Source organism: Ruegeria sp. YTSA108, assembly GCF_059610185.1.
On the sequence record NZ_JBXWND010000012.1, the window covers coordinates 54,471 to 73,402 of the forward strand.

An 18,932-nucleotide genomic window follows, 5' to 3' on the forward strand; every position below is an offset into this window, starting at 1 on the left:
CATGACCGACCCCCACCACACGCGCGAAGAAATCCTGGACGATTCCAGTATGGAGGGCCGCGATACATTTGGCGACCAACTGGCAAATCTGTGGTGGACCTTCCTGTTGCGCGGATGTCTGGCCGGAGCATTGGGGATCGCCGCGCTGTTTTGGCCAACGGGCAGTATCTCTTTGCTGTTGCGACTGGTCGGCCTGCTTTTGGTTCTAGATGGCGGCCTGACCCTACTGGGCTTTGGACGGCGCGGATTGATCGGCGGCGTCGGCATCGGGGCACTGTTGATCGGACTTGTCCTGTTGATCTGGCCCGAGGGTGTTGCGCGGCTGACGTTTTTCCTGCTGGGTGCTTGGGCGCTGATCGTCGGCATCGGTTCGTTGCTGGCATGGCGGCAGATACCCAGCAACAACCCGGATGCCGTGACGGTGCGAAACTCGGGGATCATTGCGCTGATCATTGGGTTGGTGCTGTTGTTCTGGCCCGGCAGTGGCATGGTCGCACTGGGGTGGGCCATTGCCTTTTCCGCTCTGGCTTTCGCCGCCGTGATGTTCTTTCTGGCAGTGCGCTTCAAACGGGCGCATGACCGCGTTTCGATGCGGGTTGTTAACCGTTGAAGCGATAGGCAAACAGGCCGGGCAAAGCCCGGCCTGACGCGTGGATGACGGCCGCATAGCGGCTTGAAGGTTGACGTGACCTTAGTTCGAGTGGGCGCCCATGTCTTTTCGTTCCAGATCAACCGGCACGTCGATCTCAACCTCACCGGCTTTTTCAAAAACCAGCGTCACAGGCACAGTTGCACCATGTTCAAACGGAGCAACCAATCCCATGAACATCACGTGATCGCCCCCACGCTTGAGCGCATGCGCACCACCGGCAGGGATGACGAACCCCTCTTCGACATGGGTCATCTGCGCCACGCCGTTGGCATCGATCAGATGCGTGTGCAGCTCAACCCGTGCAGCCGCCTCCGATTCCGCACGAACAAGACGGTCATCCGCCTCGCCCGTGTTCTGAATCACCATAAAGGCCGCGCCCGCTTTCGCCGTTTTGCCGGCGGAGCGCGCATAGGCATCTTCTAGTGTGATGGTTTCCTGCGCCATTGCAGTGGTGGCAAATGCGGCCGCAGCCAGGGTTGCCAAAAGTTTGGAAGTGAGGGACATTGCGCCTCTCCTATGTCAAGTGTCTGAAAAAGTTAAATTTAATCAGGCTCTTGCAGGTGGCGCGCGGGCGGGCTGAAACGGAACGGGCGCTGCTATTAGGCTCCTGTCGCCGCGCTCTAAAGATGGCCCGGCATAACATGGTGCATCGGGCAGCACATGTGAAACGACAGCGATAGCACCCAGCAACGTCAGCGCATAGTCGGGGCAGAAATGCGGGGGCTTCGCCGGTTGCCCCTCGGCATCCATATAGATCACAACAGGACCAACACCAGTACACAGCACCATCTGCCCGACTGCGGTATCAACGCCACGCGAAGCAGCCACCCCCTGACCAGTCAGAATGACCAGCAGCGACAGGGCAAATGATAGAAATCTGTTCCGAAAGTGTTTCATCCTGCCTTCGGTATATGCCCGAGACAAAAAGGGCTTCAAGCACAATCGAATGCGCAAGAAGCCCTCGGGTCATTTTTGGTCAGTACGAGCTCAGTTGTCCATTCCGGGACGTTTGACAGACCCTTTTGTCAGGCTGGTATGCAACCTGTTCACCTGACGCTGCATCCGCACACATGTCCCAAATGTCTTGCCAAAAAAGGCCGCCAACAGGGAGAGGGAATCAAAGGATTTGAAAGACATGAGATCGAACTCCGCCAATAGAATATGAACAAACATATTCAAACATCAGAACACTGTATGTGAACAAGATCACGCTCTGACGGCGAAATCGTCTAAACTCAATCAGGCAAAAGAAAAGACCCTGCACCGTTCGGGTACAGGGTCGAAATCTTTGATGAAAAAGAACGTTTAGACCGCAGCTTGAGCCTTGGCGATTTCTTTTTTCACTTTCAGTGCGTTGGTGGACAGCTCGTCATCCTTGGCTTTGGCCAGGAACGCATCCAGACCACCACGGTGGTCAACTGAACGCAGGGCAGCGGCCGAGATACGCAGCTTGACGCCACGACCCAGGGTTTCCGACTGCAGGGTTACGTCGTTCAGGTTGGGCAGAAAACGACGACGAGTTCTGTTTTTGGCGTGGCTGACATTGTTGCCAGTCATCGGGCCTTTTCCGGTCAGTTCGCAACGGCGCGACATGGTTTCTTCCTTTGTATCTGCGGGCTGGGTACAGGACCCGTGGCCAAATCACAAGGGGCGCAACCCGAAGTCGCGCCCGAAAACTGGTTGGATGCGTTTAGTGGGAATCACAGGAAGGGTCAAGACGGGCCGTGCGAAATCTTTGCACCCATCTTAAACTCTATAAGACCTAGGCGCCATTGCGTTGAAGCAAGGGTTTGTTGTTCTTCAAATGCCGCTGGATCAGGTGGGACTGTTGGCGTCCACATGGTATGAACCGGGCCGGGTTTTCACCATGATTTTCGATCAGTTCCGGAAAGATTTCGAAAATTTCTTGCCGCGCCTCCGATCCGAGGGATTTCAGGGCCTCGACTCCGGTGAACAGGCTTTCGGTTGGGGCATCTTCGGCAAAGATGACATGATGGCGATCAAATAGCAGGTGAAAATACTCAACCGATTGCACGGCCTCATCGATATAGATTCCCGGCAGTGCGGTCAGTTTGATCGCCGGAATCAGAACTTCGGTGGTGCCGAACATGCGTTCCGCGATTCTGGACTGCACCAGCATCCTGTGCTGGCGTGAGACCAGAAGATTGCGATGCGGCAAACCCTCGCCCAGCGCACCTGCAAGGATTCGTACCGGCAAGAGCCTGGGATTTACCAGCAAGGCGGCGCGGTCAAACTGTCGACGACCGATCCAGCGTATAGGCTGAGGGTCGCACCCCATGGTCGGGACCATGTCCCCGATCCGCAGCGCTTGGATTGCTTTCATGCCGTCCTGCGTCAGGATGTGCGTGTCACGGGTAAAACAAGGAACGCCACTTCCGTTCTCAAAGGCAGAATATGTGACCGTGATACCGGATGGTAGGGTGAATGTCCCGCTGGACAGGGTATAGCCTACGCCATCTACGACGTTAATGACGCCAAAATTGGTATCGGTGATGACGGTACCCACAGGCAAGTTCAACGTGTCGGTCCCGCCACCACCCCGCAAATCGCCACTAACGCTGGTGCTGGTGAAATTCAGGGTATCGTTGCCGCTCCCCAGCCGGATGTTTCCAACACTCGAGCCACTGATATCGACAGTGTCGTCATCCGACCCGCTGGCAATCCTGCCACCAATGGTGCTGCTGGTGACGGTGATCGTGTCGGAGCCGGCATTGCCGATGACATTCCCGGTAATCGTGCTGTTATTGATGTCGACGTCGTCGTCGCCACCCAGGCCGCGGATATTATCAATCGGAGTTCCAGCCGGTGAACCGTTCAGGGTCCCCGTGTCATTGTTAACGTCGATATCGTCGTTGCCGTTGGTCCCAGTAATATCGGGCATAGCTGACGGTTCCCGCATATCCGGCCTGGCGACAGATGCGCGGCCTTAACCTGAGTTTGCATCAAGTTTGGGTCAACTTGCAACCTATGGGCGATAACCCACCGATCCGAAATCAGAAAGAGAATGAGATCAAAGGCTTGAATAAGGACTTAGCCAGCGACTAAAGCAGACAACATATGTTCCGCCGCAACCGACGGACTGAGCTGACCAGTGCTGACCTGCGAGCCCAGACGCTCCATTTCCGAGCGCGCTTGTGGAGTCGCCAGACGCGCCAGAAGGGCAGACCGAACCTCTTGTTCGAACCAATATTGTGCTTGCGTGGCGCGGTTGACCTCCCAGTGGCCATTTTCACGGCGCCATTTGCTGAGGGACTGCATCTCCTCCCAGGCTTGAGCCAGCCCATGTTCCTCGACCGCTGAGACAGTCATCGCCTTGGGAAACCCTTCCGGGTCCTGGGGTCGTTTACGCAACAGACGCAGCGCCCCGGAATAGTCGGCGCAGGTGCGAGTGGCGGCAGATTTCAGGTCACCATCCGCCTTGTTGACCAAGATCATGTCGGCCATTTCCATGATACCGCGCTTGACGCCTTGCAGTTCGTCACCGCCCGCCGGGGCAAGCAACAGCATAAACAGATCCGACAACTCGGAGACAACCGTCTCGGATTGCCCGACACCAACCGTTTCGATCAAAACAACATCGAACCCTGCGGCCTCACATAAAGCGATGGCCTCACGTGTGCGGCGGGCAACACCGCCCAGGTGCGACTGGCTGGGTGATGGACGGATAAAGGCGTTTTTCTCGCGGCTCAGGCGTTCCATCCGGGTCTTGTCCCCCAGAATGGACCCGCCCGACCGAGTCGAGCTGGGATCAACCGCAAGAACCGCAACGCGCAGCCCCTGCCCTGTCAGCATCATACCAAAGCTTTCGATGAACGTGGACTTGCCGACGCCGGGCGTTCCTGACAATCCGATCCGCAGGGCCTGGCGGCCTTCTTTGGTCAATCTGGTCAGCAGTTCCGTCGCCTGCGCACGATGATCGGCGCGACCGCTTTCCACCAGCGTGATGCCACGGGCCAGCGCGCGCCGGTCTCCGTTCAAAATCCTGTCACTCAGGCTGTCCAGTTCCATTTCGCCCCCAATCAGTTGCGGCAGTTCTAGTTGCCGTCCCAATGAGGGGTTTGTCCAGACCAGAGCGCACAAGAATTTACCTCTGGGATATACGCTTTCCGGGCATAAGAGACGGAACTGGACCTTGTCGTACCGTTGGCGGATAAAGCCCGCATGATACGCCTGCCCATCGACGACGCCATTCCTGACCTTCTTGCCGCCCTAAAGGCTTCGGGCCGCGCAGTGCTGCAGGCACCTCCGGGCGCGGGGAAAACAACACGAGTGCCGCTGGCGATACTCGAGGCGGGGCTATGCGATGGCAAGATCGTGATGCTGGAACCACGCCGCCTGGCGGCCCGGGCTGCTGCTGAGCGCATGGCCGATACGCTGGGACAGCGCGTGGGCGACACAGTTGGTTATCGCGTGCGAGGCGAGGCGAAGGTATCGAAATCGACCCGGATCGAGGTCGTCACCGAAGGTATCCTGACCCGGATGCTGCAAGTCAAACCCGATCTGCCCGGCATTGGTGCGGTGATTTTCGATGAATTCCATGAACGTTCCCTGAACGCGGATCTCGGCCTGGCTTTGTGCCTTGAGGTCGCCGGGGCATTGCGGGACGATCTGATCCTGCTGGCAATGTCGGCAACGCTAGACGCTGAGCCTGTGGGACGGTTGATGGAGGCCCCCGTTGTGACGTCCCAAGGGCGCAGCTACCCGGTCGAAACACGTTGGCTGGACCGACCGCTAGGACAACAGGCGCGAAAGCTGGACGCATTGGTCGATCTTGTGGTTCAGGCCGAGCGCGAAACAGAAGGTGGGATGTTGGTGTTCCTGCCCGGAGAAGGCGAAATCCGCCGGGCAGAGGCCGCCTTGGCTGGCCGGTTATCCAGCAAAGCTACGGTGCGACCACTATTCGGCGCGATGCCTTTTGCTGCCCAGCGCCAAGCGATTGCACCGGTCGAAACCGGTCGCAAAGTGGTTTTGGCTACGTCCATTGCCGAAACCTCGTTGACCATTCCAGACATTCGCGTGGTCTTGGACATGGGACAGGCTCGGCGGGCGCGTTTCGATCCGGGTTCGGGTATGTCCAGACTAGTGACCGAGCGGGTGACGCGCGCCGAGGCAACGCAGCGCGCTGGCCGCGCTGGTCGTGTCGCCGAAGGCAAGTGCTATCGCTTATGGTCGAAGGGCGAAGAAGGCGCGCTGGCCGCCTATCCCCCGGCCGAGATCGAGGCAACCGACCTGACCGGGCTGGCGCTGGAACTGGCACTTTGGGGGGCGGACCCCGAAGAACTGTCTTTCCTGACCCCTCCACCAGAGGGCACGATGGCAGAGGCCCGCACGTTGCTGACAATGCTGGGCGCGCTGGATGGAAAGGGGCGGATCACCGACCACGGGCGGTCACTGGCTGCGTTACCTCTGCACCCGCGACTGGGGCATATGCTGGAACAGGCAGGCCCCGGCGCTGCGCCCTTGGCCGCCCTGATGGCCGAACGCGACCCTCTGCGCGGTGCGCCGGTGGATATGCTGCTCCGGCTCGAAGCCATACGGGATGTGCGCGCCTTTCAGTGTAACCGTGTCTGGCAGGTCAACATTGGTGCGTTGGAACGGATAACGACCGAGGCCAAGCGACTGCGATCCAAAGGCACCCCATCCGACTTCAGCCCAGCGGCAACAGCCGCACTCGCCTATCCCGATCGCATTGGACAACGGCGCAAAGGGGATGAGCCGCGTTATGTGTTGTCAGGAGGGAAGGGTGTTGTGCTGGATGGCAGCGATACGCTGGCCACCGCGCCTTATCTGGTTGTGACCGATACCGATGGCAACCCCCGCGAAGCAAAGGTGCGCATGGCCGCACAGATCTCGGAAAAGGAAATTCGTGACCTGTTCGAGGATCAGATCACCTGGATCGAGGTCTGCGACTGGTCAAAACGTGACCGCCGTGTCGTTGCGCGCAAACAAGAACGGCTCGGCGCAATCACGTTGAGTGATCGTGTTTGGAAAGAGGTTCCGGACGAAGCAGTTGCATTGGCGATGCTGGATGGCGTCCGTGATCTTGGCCTGCGACTGAACGGGGCCGCTGCGCGATTGGCGGCACGGGTGGAACTGGTCCGGACCGAAGGCGCAGAGCTGCCTGATTTCTCGATCGAGGGGTTGACCGACACGCTGCAAGACTGGCTGTTGCCGATGCTTTCCGGCGTCCGCAATGCTGAAGACTGGAAACGTTTCGACCTTTTGCCAGCGTTGCGCGCCCGACTGGACTGGGCCCAGACGCAGGAACTGGACCGGCGCGCTCCAGGGTCGTTTGAAACTCCTCTCGGGCGAAAGGTGCCGATAGATTATGGCGGTGCAGTACCGGAAATCTCGGTGCGGCTGCAGGAACTGTTTGGCGTCACGCGCCATCCGGTCATTGGCGGTGAGGCCCTCAAGATCACGCTTCTTTCACCGGCCCAACGACCCATCCAGATCACGCGCGACTTGCCCGGTTTCTGGGCTGGGTCATACGCGGATGTGCGCAAAGATATGCGCGCGCAATATCCCAGACACCCTTGGCCCGAAGATCCGACCAAGGCCGACCCCACCTTGCGCGCAAAACGTCGTAATTAGGCGGCCGTCGGGAATTTTCGTCGAGAATTCTTGGCATGAAGATGCGGAAAGCATGGTGATTCCGGGCGTTCATTGAAGATTATCTGTTTCATTGCTATGTGGGCTGCTCAGGTAAAACCCGGGTTCGAGAACGACAAACATGACAAAATGGCTGCGAAATATTTGGGAAGAGGTCGCCCGGCCTCTGTTCCTGCGCCCCCATCGGGTGCAGTTTGGCGCCTTGTGCACCCGCGAAACACAGGACGGGCTGCAGGTTCTTTTGATCACCAGCCGGGACACCGGACGCTGGATCATCCCCAAAGGTTGGCCGATTGATGGCCTGGATGGCGCCGAGGCTGCCCGGCAAGAGGCCTGGGAAGAAGCCGGCGTGCGCGCCCAATCCCTATCCAATGACCCTGTTGGGCAATATACTTATGACAAGATCCTGAAAGACGGGGCCAGCCAGACTGTGGTGACCAATGTCTATCGGATCGAAGTGCAGGAACTGGCCAATATCTACCCCGAGGCCGAGGAAAGGACCCGCGAGTGGGTTTCGCCCGTGATAGCGGCCGAACGTGTTCAGGAACCCGAACTGCGCGCTTTGCTGCTGCAGCTGTGACTCCTCCACAAAAAGTGATGACGCCACGGTTGCTCGTCTGAGCGAAACCGTATAGCCGCGGGTGTTCTTTTGGAAACCGCCCGCAATAGCCTGATGTCGAACCCAAGCTCCAAACTCCGTTGGCAATCGCTGGACAGCGATCTGGCGCGCATCTCGCGCGTTGAGTATGCCAATGCCCATGTGGCACGCTCCATGCTGGCGCCGGGTATCGCCTTCGCCTTTATTGCGCTGGCCGGGCTGACGGCCGCAGTGGTTTTTGGGCGGGCTGATGGCGGGTTGATCGTTGTCGCGGCAGCGGGTTTTGGGGCCTATATGGCCATCAATATCGGCGCAAATGACGTTGCCAATAACATGGGCCCCGCTGTCGGGGCCAACGCGCTGACCATGACCGGCGCAATCGTCATCGCCGCCATCGCAGAAAGCGCGGGGGCCTTGCTGGCAGGTGGGGATGTCGTGTCGACGATTTCGAAAGGGATTATAGACCCGGCATCGGTTCACGATAGCACCGTCTTTATCTGGGCGATGATGGCGGCCCTGATTTCTTCGGCCATGTGGGTCAACTTGGCCACCTGGGTCGGCGCGCCGGTGTCGACCACACACTCTGTCGTGGGGGGCGTCATGGGTGCGGGCGTCGCAGCAGCTGGCCTAAGCGCGGTCAGTTGGACAACGATGAGCGCCATTGCCGCCAGTTGGATCATCTCTCCTGTGTTAGGTGGAACTATTGCCGCTGGCTTTCTGGCTTTGATCAATGCCAAAATTCAGTATCAGGACGACAAGATCGCCGCTGCCCGCCGTTGGGTGCCGATACTCGTTGCTGTCATGGCTGGTGCCTTTACCACCTATTTGGCCGTCAAAGGCCTGAACAAGCTGGTCAAAGTTGAGCTTGAAGTCGCTTTGCTGTTCGGTCTGGCCACCGGATTTCTGACATGGCTGGTGACAGTCCCTTGGGTGCATCGCAGATCAGAAGGACTAGAAAACAGAACGAAGTCTCTGAAAACGCTGTTTGGGCTACCACTTATTATTTCAGCAACATTTCTTAGCTTTGCCCACGGCGCCAATGACGTGGCAAATGCGGTTGGTCCGTTGGCGGCAATCGTGCATACGGCGCAGTTCGGGGATTTCGCTGCACAAGTCGCAATTCCAACCTGGGTGATGGTGATCGGAGCGCTGGGAATTTCCTTTGGGCTGTTCCTGTTTGGCCCAAAATTGATCAGGATGGTCGGCAGTCAGATCACCAAGCTCAACCCAATGCGCGCATTCTGTGTCGCCCTTTCTGCGGCGATCACTGTGATCCTGGCCAGCTGGCTGGGCCTGCCCGTCAGTTCCACCCATATCGCAGTGGGAGCGGTCTTCGGAGTGGGCTTCTATCGCGAATGGCATGCCGAGCGGCGCAGAAAGAACGCGAACCACCAACGCCTGCCCGAACGGCGCCAGGCACAGGAAGAGAAAAAACGCCGGAAACTCGTCCGTCGCTCGCATTTCATGACGATCGTGGCTGCCTGGATCATAACGGTCCCCGCTACCGCAGTGTTATCAGCCGCTATCTTCTGGACACTGACGGCTTTTCTCTAGCCCATCAGATTCGGATTTGCTCGGGAGTAAGCGGGGATTTTGGGTTCTGTGCAATCTTTTCGCGAACCTGCGCGCAGATTGGGGTCGCAATGCCGTGCCGCTCGCCCAAACGGATGATCTCGCCTTGCAGACTGTCGATTTCCGTTGGGCGCCCTGCCATCAAGTCATAGGCCATAGAGGTGCGCGCCGAGGAGTCAATGGTCAGCATCCGGGAGGCAACCCGCGAAAACAAGGGCGTCGGCAGGCGCAGGATATACGGTGTCATCCATGCGGGCAGCGGCGTCATTGACACAATCGGTTGGCCGGCGGAGTGCAGCACGGTCAGAGCCTCGGACACCTGATCTGCCATCAGTTGGCGCCAGTTGCGGTCCAGCAACTGCTGTTTCAACGTCAACCCGGACAGCGCATTCAGCGCGTTATTGAGATTGATCACCAGCTTGCCCCATTGGACGGCTTCGATCTGGTCACTCTCTGACACCGGTAGGTCGGGACCAGTCAGCTTTGCGCCCAAATCGCCGAGGCCGGATTGGATAACGATTTCACCAGAAGTCGCGCGATGAAATCCGCCAGTATCTGTCGGGACGACGTTGAAGGGCACCATACCGGCGCGGACATCGTGGTGCGGAAGCATCGTACGTAAGGTGCCTGCGTTTTCCAGTCCATTTTGCCAGGAGAGGATCACAGCGTCTGGAGCGTGTTTCCCGATATCCTTCGCCATCTCTTCCGTCGCGCCGGTCTTTACCGTGACAATGACTATTTCAGCATCACTCAGTTCCGCCGGATCTTCGGTCAGGGACAGGTTGGTCACATGACACCGCAGGCCTGAAAAATCTGTGACCATCAGCCCCTTATCCCGGATCGGGTCGAGGATTCGTGCCCGCCCCAACAGGGTGACATCGTGACCGGATCGGGCCAGCAAAGCCCCGCAGTAACATCCAATGCTGCCCGCCCCCGCGATTGCGATCCTCATGACGCCCCTCCCCTTCGGTCAAAGATTGCCGCGATCCGCCTGTCAGACAAGGCCAACTGACGCGAGGTCAGCGCGCGCGCCTCGGACGGGTGCGTTCAAGGTCTTCTGAAATCGGGATGAAGTCTTGATCGTCCCCCGGAGGCAGTTGAAAAGCCCCTTTGGCCCAGTCCGCCGTTTTCCATTCGCGGGTGGCTGCTTCTATCTTTTCCTTTGAGGACGACACGAAGTTCCACCAGATATAACGATCCTCGTTCAACGTCGCACCTCCAAGCAACATTAGCCGCGCACCCTGCGGCCCTGCCTGAACGGAAAGGCGATCCCTTGGCCGAAACACCATCATACGACCTTGGGTGAACTGATCGCCGGCGATCTCAACCGTTCCTTCCGTCACATAAACACCGCGGTCTTCTTGATCATCAGGCAAAGGAAAAGAGGCCCCGGGGGCAAGCTGCACGTCCAGATAGAAGGTTTCAGACAGTGTCGTGACCGGGCTGCTTTCACCATAAGCCGAGCCAAGGATGAGACGAGCGCTGATCCCAGCATCCTGAATATGGGGCAGCGCAGATTGTTTATGATGTTCGAAGTCCGGTGCAATATCTTCCTGTTCCTCTGGCAGCGCGATCCAGGTCTGAATGCCAAAAAGACTGTGTCTTTTGCTGCGCGTTTCCTTGCTGGTGCGTTCAGAATGGGTCACGCCACGTCCTGCAATCATCCAGTTGACCTCACCGGGATAGATCATCTGATGGGTGCCCAAGCTATCACGATGCTCAAATTCCCCTTTATACAGGTAGGTGACCGTGCCCAACCCGATATGAGGGTGTGGCCGAACGTCTATACCGCCTTCTGTGATGAATTCTGCAGGACCGACCTGGTCAAAGAAAATGAACGGGCCAACAAGCTGTCGTTTGACCGAGGGTAGCGCGCGGCGCACCTCGAACCCACCCAGATCACGTGCGCGAGGAATGATCAGTGCCTCTAAAGACGGGTTCTCAGTCAAACGATCGGGGTTGTGAGACGGGTTCCAGCTCATTCCAGTTTCTCCCTTTTTCGGCAGGCAACGGTTCGCCCCTGCAAGATGCAGGCCGCTGCACCTGAAAGAAACCTCAATAATTGCACAACTCCGGTGGAATTTTGTCCGTTATGACATATCATTAATGTTATTACATAACAATTCTAACAGAAATTCCACCTGAGAAAAGAACCATCCAAACAGCTCGCTACCCGATCACCTGTTTGACAGGGAATGCAGGGCATTTTTGCTGCCCTGCAAAGGAATGTTGCTTACGACTAAAGAAGGTGTCAGTCGCCGTGCTTCAGATAAACAAATTGCCAAACACAATCACGCCAGGCGTTTGGCATAAGACGCACGGTTCAGTTCGACCTCTTGCACCGTGATGCTGCCAACCTCGGGCATGGCAACAGTCAGAACATCCAAAACGGTAGCGTTCAATTCAGCTCGCGTGGCCTCATCCCGGCCCTGCATCAATAAAAGCGTCGCATGGACAAAGGTCTGCGGTTCGGTCCCGATCCGAAAATAGGTGACCGGGTTGGCCCGGATCTTAAGGGCCGATGCATCAAACTCAGCATGTTCAGAAAGCACCGCAAACAACTTCTCGCAGACCGCATGGAAATCATGTTTCTCTTCAAGGCCCTGAGAGAATTCGAGGACTATATGGGGCATTGTGCACTCCGGAAATCATGAGAGAGCACGCGGCTCTCTCTTGCCATTTTCATGTGTTCAGACGCCCAGACACCAACGCATAACGGCCTTCTGGGCGTGCAGTCGGTTTTCGGCCTCGTCAAAAATGACCGAGTTCGGCCCATCCATGACATCGGATGTCGCTTCTTCTTCGCGGTGCGCAGGAAGGCAATGCATGAACAGCGCATCGGGTTTGGCATGGGCCATCAATTCGGCGTTTACCTGATAAGGACGCAGCAGGTTGTGGCGCCGTTCCTTCGCGGATTGAGAGTCGTGCATCGAAACCCAGGTATCGGCGACAACCAGATCGGCCCCATCTACAGCCTTGTAGGGGTCCCGTTCCACAACAATCTTGGACCCTTTTTGACGGGCAAAACCCATGAAATCCTCTTCGGGGTCGAATTGCGCCGGGCCCGTAAAAGTCAGATCAAACCCGAACTGGCCCGCCGCGTGAAGGAACGAGGCACACACATTGTTACCATCGCCAGTCCAAACGACTTTCTTCCCAGCGATCGGGCCACGGTGCTCTTCGAACGTCAGAACATCGGCCATGATTTGGCAAGGATGGGTGCGATCGGTCAGGCCGTTGATCACCGGCACGTCCGAGTATTCCGCCATCTCGGTCAGGATGGTTTCGTCAAAGGTCCGGATCATGATCATATCGACATAGCGCGACAGCACGCGGGCAGTGTCAGCGATGGTTTCGCCGTGGCCCAACTGCATGTCCTTGCCCGAAAGGACCATCGTCTGACCACCCATCTGGCGCACGCCCACATCAAAGGACACGCGCGTCCGGGTTGACGGTTTTTCAAAGATCAGGGCGACCATGCGGTCTTTGAGTGCCAATTCGTCATCCGGTGCCGCCTTTGGCTGCCCCAGACGCGCCTGCTTCATGGCAGCAGCCTGGTCGATCATGCCCCGCAAAGCGGCGGCATTGGTTTTGTGAATGTCGAGGAAGTGCTTCATGTCGTTTCGCTTTTCTAATCGGGTGGGCTCAGGCAGACGCCAGATTGCTTTCGACCTGCGCGGCCGTTTTCTCCAGACGAATAACCGCCTGTGCAATGTCGTCCTCTGTGAGGGTCAAAGGCGGCAATAGGCGGATCACATTGTCAGCGGCGGGAACGGTGATGAGGCCGTTATCATATCCCGCATTCACCACGTCCAAGTTGGTCGCCTTGCATTTCAGACCCAGCATGAGCCCTGCGCCGCGCACCTCTTCGAACACGTCCGGATGATTTGCAATCAATCCTTCGAGCTTCTGGCGCAACATGCCCGCCTTGCGATTGACCCCGTCCAGAAAGGCGGGGGTTGCAACCTGGTCGATCACCGCGCAGCCCACCGCGCAACCGAGAGGGTTGCCGCCATAGGTCGACCCGTGCGTACCTGCCGTCATGCCGCTGGCCGCGTCTTCGGTGGCCAGCACCGCACCCAGAGGGAACCCTCCACCGATGCCCTTGGCGACCATCATGATGTCAGGCGTGATGCCTGCCCATTCATGGGCAAAAAGTTTACCGGTACGCCCAACGCCGCATTGGACCTCGTCGAGGATCAGCAACAGGCCATTGTCGTTGCAGATCTGACGCAGCGCTTTGAGCTCGGCATCAGGGACGGGGCGAATACCGCCCTCGCCCTGAATGGGTTCGATCAAGATCGCCGCGGTCTTGTCCGAGATCGCATTGGTGACGCCGTCAAGATCACCAAATGTCAGGTGTACAAAGCCGGGCAGCAGCGGGCCAAAGCCTTTGGTCATTTTCTCGGACCCCGCAGCGGCGATACCTGCCGAAGACCGACCGTGAAACGAACCGTCAAAGGTGATGATGTCGACCCGTTCGGGCTGATCTTTATCGTAGAAATATTTGCGTGCCATTTTCACAGCCAGCTCGCAGGCTTCCGTGCCTGAATTGGTAAAGAACACCGTGTCGGCAAAGGTATGTTCAACCAGCTTATCAGCCAGCGCCTGCTGCTGAGGGATGTTATAAAGGTTCGACACATGCCACAGCGCGTGGGCCTGTTCCGTCAGCGCGTTCACCAGCGCCGGATGCGCATGGCCCAGTGCATTCACAGCAATCCCCGCGCCCATATCCAGAAAACGTCGGCCATCCGCCTCGGTCAGCCAAGCGCCTTCGCCCTTCACAAAGGTCAGGGGCGCACGATTATAGGTCGGCAGAACGGACGGGATCATCGGATCATCCTTTTCGATATGTTGAGCCCCGTGAGTGATACACGAGGGCCATGTTCGTCAACTGATTTGGTGGGAGATGCGCCGATTTGGGCAGCGCAAAAGGATCAAACGGGCCGGTTACGCGGCAAAGCGTCGGCGTCGAAATCGCAGGATATCAGCGTGTTTGATCATCGATGCCGTATAGCGCCGAAGATTTGCGATGAAAAGGGCTTTGTTGCTGCAACGCTGCAACCCCCGTATCAGCCTTCGCTCCAGCGGTCTAATCGACCCATACCGCGCGTAAAAGCCCAGGCCAGAATGCGGGGCATGCCCTTGTTCACCAGCGCATCCAGACAATGGGACTGAAATTCCTCGAACGAGGCATCGGGATGTCGAAACGCACCGTCAGCGTAACAGAGTGAACAATACCGTGTGCTGCGGGTTCCGTCCGCTTCGCTGCCTCCCTCTTCGGTATCCTTGCTAAGAGGCATGCCGCAGCTTTGACATTTGGATCCCATCATCTTTCCCCTTGCAGGCTTTGACCACGGGCCATAAGATCAAAACCATAGAGTATAGTCAATGGTTTTACAGATGCGTATCGGAGAACTGTCCCGCCGAAGCGGGCTGCCCCGCGACACATTGCGGTTTTACGAACGGCACGGATTGATTGCCTCGCGCCCCGGGCCAGAAGCGACAAACAGCTATCGCGACTACCCGGATGACACGCTGATCACGCTGGAACAGATCGGCGATGCTCAGGCGGCGGGGATCAGTATCGCCCAACTTGCAACTCTGCTGGGGCAACTTGGTGCGGCTGATCCCGAAACCTTTGACGGCGTAGCATTTCTTCAGGAACGGATCGAAGAGGTTGAGGCGCGGATCGGGCGCGCAAATCGTTTTCTGGACAGCTTGCGACAGGCCAAACAGGCTCTTGCAACACCGTCGGGACAACCCTGACCGTTTTACCCCTTGCCTTTCGTCCACCCGTACATCACCGCTTACGCATGTTCGTTCCCAAAGCGCATAACCCGCTCCTTGCGGCACTGTTGATTTTTGTCGCCAGTGCATTCCTTGCGGCAACCACCCTGCTGGCCAAAGCTTTGGGGACAGATACGCTAGGTGCTCCTTTGCACCCAATGCAGATCAGCCACGGGCGGTTTCTATTCGCCTTCCTGGTCATCGTTTCGGCAGTGGGCATCATGCGCCCTACCCTGCGGCGGCCCAATTGGGGGCTGCATATCGGTAGGACAAGCTTTGGCTGGCTGGGAATCACGCTGATGTTTGCATCGGTCGCGTTCATACCGATGGCGGATGCGACGGCGATTTCGTTCTTGAACCCGGTCTTTGCGATGGTTCTGGCCATTCCCTTGCTGAAAGAAGGCGTCGGCCCCTGGCGCTGGCTGGCGGCGGCGGTGGCCCTGATCGGGGCTATGGTTCTGCTGCGCCCGACACCTGCGAGCTTCCAACCTGCGGCGTTACTGGCGCTGGCGGCGGCGGTCGTCATCGGGATGGAGCTGATCTTTATCAAAAAGCTGTCAGGGCGAGAGAGCCCGATCCAAATTCTATTGGTGAACAACGCTATGGGCCTGACTATCGCGTCGGTCGCGGTGAGTTTCGTGTTTCAGACGCCCAGCCCGGCGCAATGGGCGGCCCTTGCGGGGATCGGCGCATTGATGGCTTGCGCACAGGCCTGTTTCGTTAACGGCATGGCGCGGGCAGATGCGTCTTTCGTAGCGCCGATAAGCTATGCGACACTGCTGTTCGCTGCGCTATATGATTTTGCGATATTCGATGTGGTCCCCGACGCGGTCAGCCTGATTGGATCTGCCATCATCTTGGCCGGAGGGCTGATTCTTGTGTGGCGCGAGGCGCGGCACCGTCAGGCCTTGAGCCGATAGCCCGTTCGCAGCATCTGCCAGGTCAGTGCACCGACCACCAGTGTTGCAGCCGTGCAGATCAACATCCCAAGGTAGGGCGAGCTGTCCGAAACCCCAATCATACCATAGCGCAGCCCGTCGATCAGATAGAAAACCGGGTTGGCGTGGCTTAGCCGGTACAAAACCGGCGGCAATGCCTCGACCGAGTAAAAGGTTCCAGAAAGAAACGCCAAAGGCGTGACGATGAAGTTGGTAATCGCAGCCATCTGGTCGAACTTATTGGCGAATATCCCGGCAAAAAGGCCCAGCGCGCCCATAAAGGCCCCTCCCAGCACTACAAAGATCATGGCGATCAGTGGGTTCTGCGGGACAATACCCAGCACCAGCGCCAGCGCGGTTGCAACGACAACAGCGATCAGAAAGCCACGGGCAATGCCGCCCGCAAGGTATCCCAGCAGAATCTCTAACGGCGAAAGCGGCGGCATAAGGGTATCGACGATGTTGCCCTGTACTTTCGAGATCACCATCGAGGACGAAGTATTGGCAAACGCATTCTGGATCACCGTCATCATCATGATGCCCGGCGCCAGGAAGGTCAAAAATGGCACGCCCATCACATCAGACCGGCTGGGCCCGATAGCGATGTTGAAGATCAGCAGAAACAGCCCCGCAGTCACCAGCGGTGCCAAAAGTGTCTGCGTCCACACCGCCATAAACCGCAAAGTTTCCCGCCGGGCCAGCGTATAGAGACCCATCCAGTTCACCGCACCAAAGCGGCGTGCCTCCTGATCCATGAGATTCTGCATGATCTGCCCTCTACCTGATTCGAAGACCGCTTGTAACTCGGACCGCAGTGTTTAAAATAGGGGGCTGAGACGAATTCCCAAGGCGGCCCGAATCCGGGGCCGCTTTCCGCTTTTGAAAGGCAAATGATGTCCTGGACTGACGAGCGTGTAGAGCTGCTTAAAAAGATGTGGGGCGAGGGCCAGTCGGCCAGCCAGATCGCCAAGGAACTGGGCGGTGTGACCCGCAATGCGGTTATCGGCAAAGTCCACCGGCTGGGCCTGTCGAATCGCGCAACCGGCGCGACCCCCGCCAAGGCTGAGCCAAAGGAAAAACCAGCGCCCGCGCCCAAGGCCGAGGCCAAGCCCAAACCCACGCCCAAGACGGAACCGGCACGTCCAGCCGCAGCGCCGGCAGCCGAGGCCAAGCCCGCTGTTCCGGCCCGCCGTCAGATCATCCCGGCCGGTCAACCGCTGCCGCCGCAACCTTCAGCGAACGAGATCAGCCCCGAGGCGCTGGCCAAGGTCAACGAGGTTGAGAAGAAAGCCAAAAAGCTGACGCTGATGGAACTGACCGAGAAGACCTGCAAATGGCCCGTCGGCGACCCCGCGACCGAGGATTTCTGGTTTTGCGGTCTGCCCGTTGAGGCAGGCAAACCTTATTGCGAAGCGCATGTGGGTGTGGCGTTCCAGCCTATGAGCTCACGTCGCGACCGGCGGCGGTAAGGCTTTGACGACGGCAGGCACCTAGCAACAGAACGCGGTGCCCGCAGCAGGCCGGAATGTAGGCAATACACCTGTTTTGGCTCTGCGTCATCTAAGAGCGATCACACTGGAATCGAAGAAGAGTCGTAATCTGCCAAAAGCGGCCGCCGGTTCCGTGCATGCCGAGCGATCAATCGCTTTTGCCGCCCCCCCTCTGGGATTTTGTAGTTGGTCTTTTGCATCGGGGTTTCGACAAGATCGGGGAACAGCGTAAAAAGCTCTTCCATGGCTGCTGCCGGTAGAGATTTCAGTGCTTCATCGCCAAGCAAAAGGCTCTCGGTCGGGGCGCCATCTGCAAAAATTACCTCATGTTCAGAAAACACCAGGTGGAAATAAGTAACTTCTGTAATTCTGTCGTCGACGTATATCCCCGGAAGCTCGACCAACTTTATAGCTGAGACCAGAACCTCGGGGCACTCAAACATGCGCTTAACGATCGCCGAGGATATCAGCATCCGGTGCTGACGGGACACGAGCAGGTTGCGTCTGGGCAGGCCCTGCCCTAGCGCGCCAGTGCAAATGCGTACTGGGTAAAGCTTGGGATTGCGGCGCAAATCCCGCGCGCTGACATGTCGCCGAATGAGTTGTGACAAAGGCTGTGTGCAACCATGATCCGTCAAGACACGATCACCTTGCTTCAAACTCTCGATCAGGACAGGGCCCTGATCGGTCGCAATCAACGTTCCTGCCGTCAGGCACGGTATGGTGCCCGGTGTCGGAGTGGTGTTCAGAGTATAGGCTCCACCATTGTCGGTGGAAATAAGTGAATCTCCCGCCCCGGCCTCGCCGATAACCGTCGAGCTCATCCCATTGGCGGGGCCAGCTGTCGCCGTTATCGGGCCGGGGCTGGGGGGATCGCTGAAAGAGCTGAACTGATAAACCGTTGACACGTCGGATAAAGAGATACCATTGGTTTTACCGAGCCCGGTAAAGATGGCGGAACTGGCTGAGTCAATTACATAGACGTCCCGGCCTGCGACTGTCGTCGGGGTTATCCCATCAAGCGTGTTAGTGCTGCGGATAGATCCGTCAGAGTTGTAGATCGTAACAACAAGCCCAGAAACATCCGCACCCGCGTCAACAGCGACCTCGATAAAGTCCTGTGGTGGACCTCCTAGGTACTTGAGTTCGGAAAAATATGGGTCTGCCATATGTCAATTCGCCTTTGTGTTCGGCGTGAGTATGATGATCCGATACTTGTTTCAATATATGAGTATTAGGGTCTCACTAACCAGTAAATG

General features: G+C 57.8%; 20 protein-coding genes. 7 read left to right on the top strand and 13 right to left on the bottom strand.

Annotation, left to right across the window (positions count from 1 at the left end):
- Position 1 precedes the first annotated feature (1 nt).
- On the top strand, positions 2 to 610 hold the full coding sequence (locus AC2FHW_RS15975; RefSeq protein WP_142638092.1) for an HdeD family acid-resistance protein: 609 nt from the start codon (positions 2 to 4) through the stop codon (positions 608 to 610).
- Between the two features lie 81 nt (positions 611 to 691).
- On the opposite strand, the gene AC2FHW_RS15980 is transcribed toward AC2FHW_RS15975, so the two are convergent.
- The 5 genes from AC2FHW_RS15980 to meaB form a co-directional block, all read right to left on the bottom strand.
- Positions 692 to 1,156 carry a copper chaperone PCu(A)C gene (locus AC2FHW_RS15980; protein WP_142638090.1) on the bottom strand — a complete coding sequence of 155 codons (465 nt, stop codon included), beginning with the start codon at positions 1,154 to 1,156 and terminating at the stop codon, positions 692 to 694.
- Between the two features lie 42 nt (positions 1,157 to 1,198).
- Positions 1,199 to 1,549, bottom strand: coding sequence for a hypothetical protein (locus AC2FHW_RS15985; protein WP_496752237.1), 351 nt, complete (start codon positions 1,547 to 1,549; stop codon positions 1,199 to 1,201).
- Between the two features lie 408 nt (positions 1,550 to 1,957).
- Complete coding sequence (gene rpmB, locus AC2FHW_RS15990; RefSeq protein ID WP_142638086.1) at positions 1,958 to 2,245, bottom strand: 50S ribosomal protein L28; 288 nt, start codon at positions 2,243 to 2,245, stop codon at positions 1,958 to 1,960.
- A gap of 169 nt (positions 2,246 to 2,414) precedes the next feature.
- Entirely contained in the window at positions 2,415 to 3,554 is a 1,140-nt protein-coding gene (locus tag AC2FHW_RS15995; protein ID WP_271950405.1) for a Hint domain-containing protein, read from the bottom strand.
- 149 nt (positions 3,555 to 3,703) lie between these two features.
- Complete coding sequence (gene meaB / locus AC2FHW_RS16000) at positions 3,704 to 4,681, bottom strand: methylmalonyl Co-A mutase-associated GTPase MeaB (protein WP_142638208.1); 978 nt, start codon at positions 4,679 to 4,681, stop codon at positions 3,704 to 3,706.
- 153 nt (positions 4,682 to 4,834) lie between these two features.
- On the opposite strand from meaB, the gene hrpB reads away from it, so the two are divergent.
- The 3 genes from hrpB to AC2FHW_RS16015 all read left to right on the top strand — a co-directional run bounded on the left by hrpB (position 4,835) and on the right by AC2FHW_RS16015 (position 9,437).
- Positions 4,835 to 7,267 carry an ATP-dependent helicase HrpB gene (gene hrpB, locus AC2FHW_RS16005; RefSeq protein ID WP_496822219.1) on the top strand — a complete coding sequence of 811 codons (2,433 nt, stop codon included), beginning with the start codon at positions 4,835 to 4,837 and terminating at the stop codon, positions 7,265 to 7,267.
- A gap of 139 nt (positions 7,268 to 7,406) precedes the next feature.
- Complete coding sequence (locus AC2FHW_RS16010) at positions 7,407 to 7,865, top strand: NUDIX hydrolase (protein ID WP_496822221.1); 459 nt, start codon at positions 7,407 to 7,409, stop codon at positions 7,863 to 7,865.
- A gap of 93 nt (positions 7,866 to 7,958) precedes the next feature.
- Positions 7,959 to 9,437 (top strand): inorganic phosphate transporter, encoded by a 1,479-nt coding sequence (locus AC2FHW_RS16015; RefSeq protein ID WP_496822222.1) that lies wholly within the window; start codon positions 7,959 to 7,961, stop codon positions 9,435 to 9,437.
- Positions 9,438 to 9,441: 4 nt separating this feature from the next.
- On the opposite strand, the gene AC2FHW_RS16020 is transcribed toward AC2FHW_RS16015, so the two are convergent.
- The 6 genes from AC2FHW_RS16020 to AC2FHW_RS16045 form a co-directional block, all read right to left on the bottom strand.
- Positions 9,442 to 10,407 carry a 2-dehydropantoate 2-reductase gene (locus AC2FHW_RS16020; RefSeq protein ID WP_271950412.1) on the bottom strand — a complete coding sequence of 322 codons (966 nt, stop codon included), beginning with the start codon at positions 10,405 to 10,407 and terminating at the stop codon, positions 9,442 to 9,444.
- A gap of 67 nt (positions 10,408 to 10,474) precedes the next feature.
- Complete coding sequence (locus AC2FHW_RS16025) at positions 10,475 to 11,437, bottom strand: pirin family protein (RefSeq protein WP_142638074.1); 963 nt, start codon at positions 11,435 to 11,437, stop codon at positions 10,475 to 10,477.
- Positions 11,438 to 11,746: 309 nt separating this feature from the next.
- Positions 11,747 to 12,088 (bottom strand): 5-carboxymethyl-2-hydroxymuconate Delta-isomerase, encoded by a 342-nt coding sequence (locus tag AC2FHW_RS16030; protein WP_496707587.1) that lies wholly within the window; start codon positions 12,086 to 12,088, stop codon positions 11,747 to 11,749.
- 57 nt (positions 12,089 to 12,145) lie between these two features.
- Positions 12,146 to 13,072, bottom strand: coding sequence for an ornithine carbamoyltransferase (gene argF / locus AC2FHW_RS16035; RefSeq protein WP_271950442.1), 927 nt, complete (start codon positions 13,070 to 13,072; stop codon positions 12,146 to 12,148).
- 28 nt (positions 13,073 to 13,100) lie between these two features.
- Entirely contained in the window at positions 13,101 to 14,288 is a 1,188-nt protein-coding gene (locus AC2FHW_RS16040) for an aspartate aminotransferase family protein (protein WP_496694249.1), read from the bottom strand.
- 239 nt (positions 14,289 to 14,527) lie between these two features.
- Positions 14,528 to 14,785, bottom strand: coding sequence for a zinc ribbon domain-containing protein (locus AC2FHW_RS16045; RefSeq protein WP_496822224.1), 258 nt, complete (start codon positions 14,783 to 14,785; stop codon positions 14,528 to 14,530).
- A 61-nt stretch (positions 14,786 to 14,846) separates the two neighbouring features.
- Here AC2FHW_RS16045 and AC2FHW_RS16050 point away from each other — a divergent pair, with 61 nt between their 5' ends.
- Together AC2FHW_RS16050 and AC2FHW_RS16055 are read left to right on the top strand one after the other, a co-directional pair.
- A complete protein-coding gene (locus AC2FHW_RS16050) occupies positions 14,847 to 15,224 on the top strand; it encodes a MerR family transcriptional regulator (protein ID WP_246097248.1) in 378 nt (125 codons plus the stop codon).
- Between the two features lie 47 nt (positions 15,225 to 15,271).
- Positions 15,272 to 16,165, top strand: coding sequence for a DMT family transporter (locus tag AC2FHW_RS16055; RefSeq protein ID WP_496822226.1), 894 nt, complete (start codon positions 15,272 to 15,274; stop codon positions 16,163 to 16,165).
- On the opposite strand, the gene AC2FHW_RS16060 is transcribed toward AC2FHW_RS16055, so the two are convergent.
- A complete protein-coding gene (locus AC2FHW_RS16060) occupies positions 16,147 to 16,950 on the bottom strand; it encodes an ABC transporter permease (RefSeq protein ID WP_142638062.1) in 804 nt (267 codons plus the stop codon). The genes AC2FHW_RS16055 and AC2FHW_RS16060 overlap by 19 nt on opposite strands.
- A 126-nt stretch (positions 16,951 to 17,076) precedes the next feature.
- On the opposite strand from AC2FHW_RS16060, the gene AC2FHW_RS16065 reads away from it, so the two are divergent.
- Positions 17,077 to 17,652 carry a GcrA family cell cycle regulator gene (locus AC2FHW_RS16065; RefSeq protein ID WP_142638060.1) on the top strand — a complete coding sequence of 192 codons (576 nt, stop codon included), beginning with the start codon at positions 17,077 to 17,079 and terminating at the stop codon, positions 17,650 to 17,652.
- Positions 17,653 to 17,753: 101 nt separating this feature from the next.
- Here the strand turns inward: AC2FHW_RS16065 and AC2FHW_RS16070 are convergent, their stop codons facing one another.
- Positions 17,754 to 18,842 (bottom strand): Hint domain-containing protein, encoded by a 1,089-nt coding sequence (locus AC2FHW_RS16070; protein WP_496822227.1) that lies wholly within the window; start codon positions 18,840 to 18,842, stop codon positions 17,754 to 17,756.
- Positions 18,843 to 18,932 lie beyond the last annotated feature (90 nt).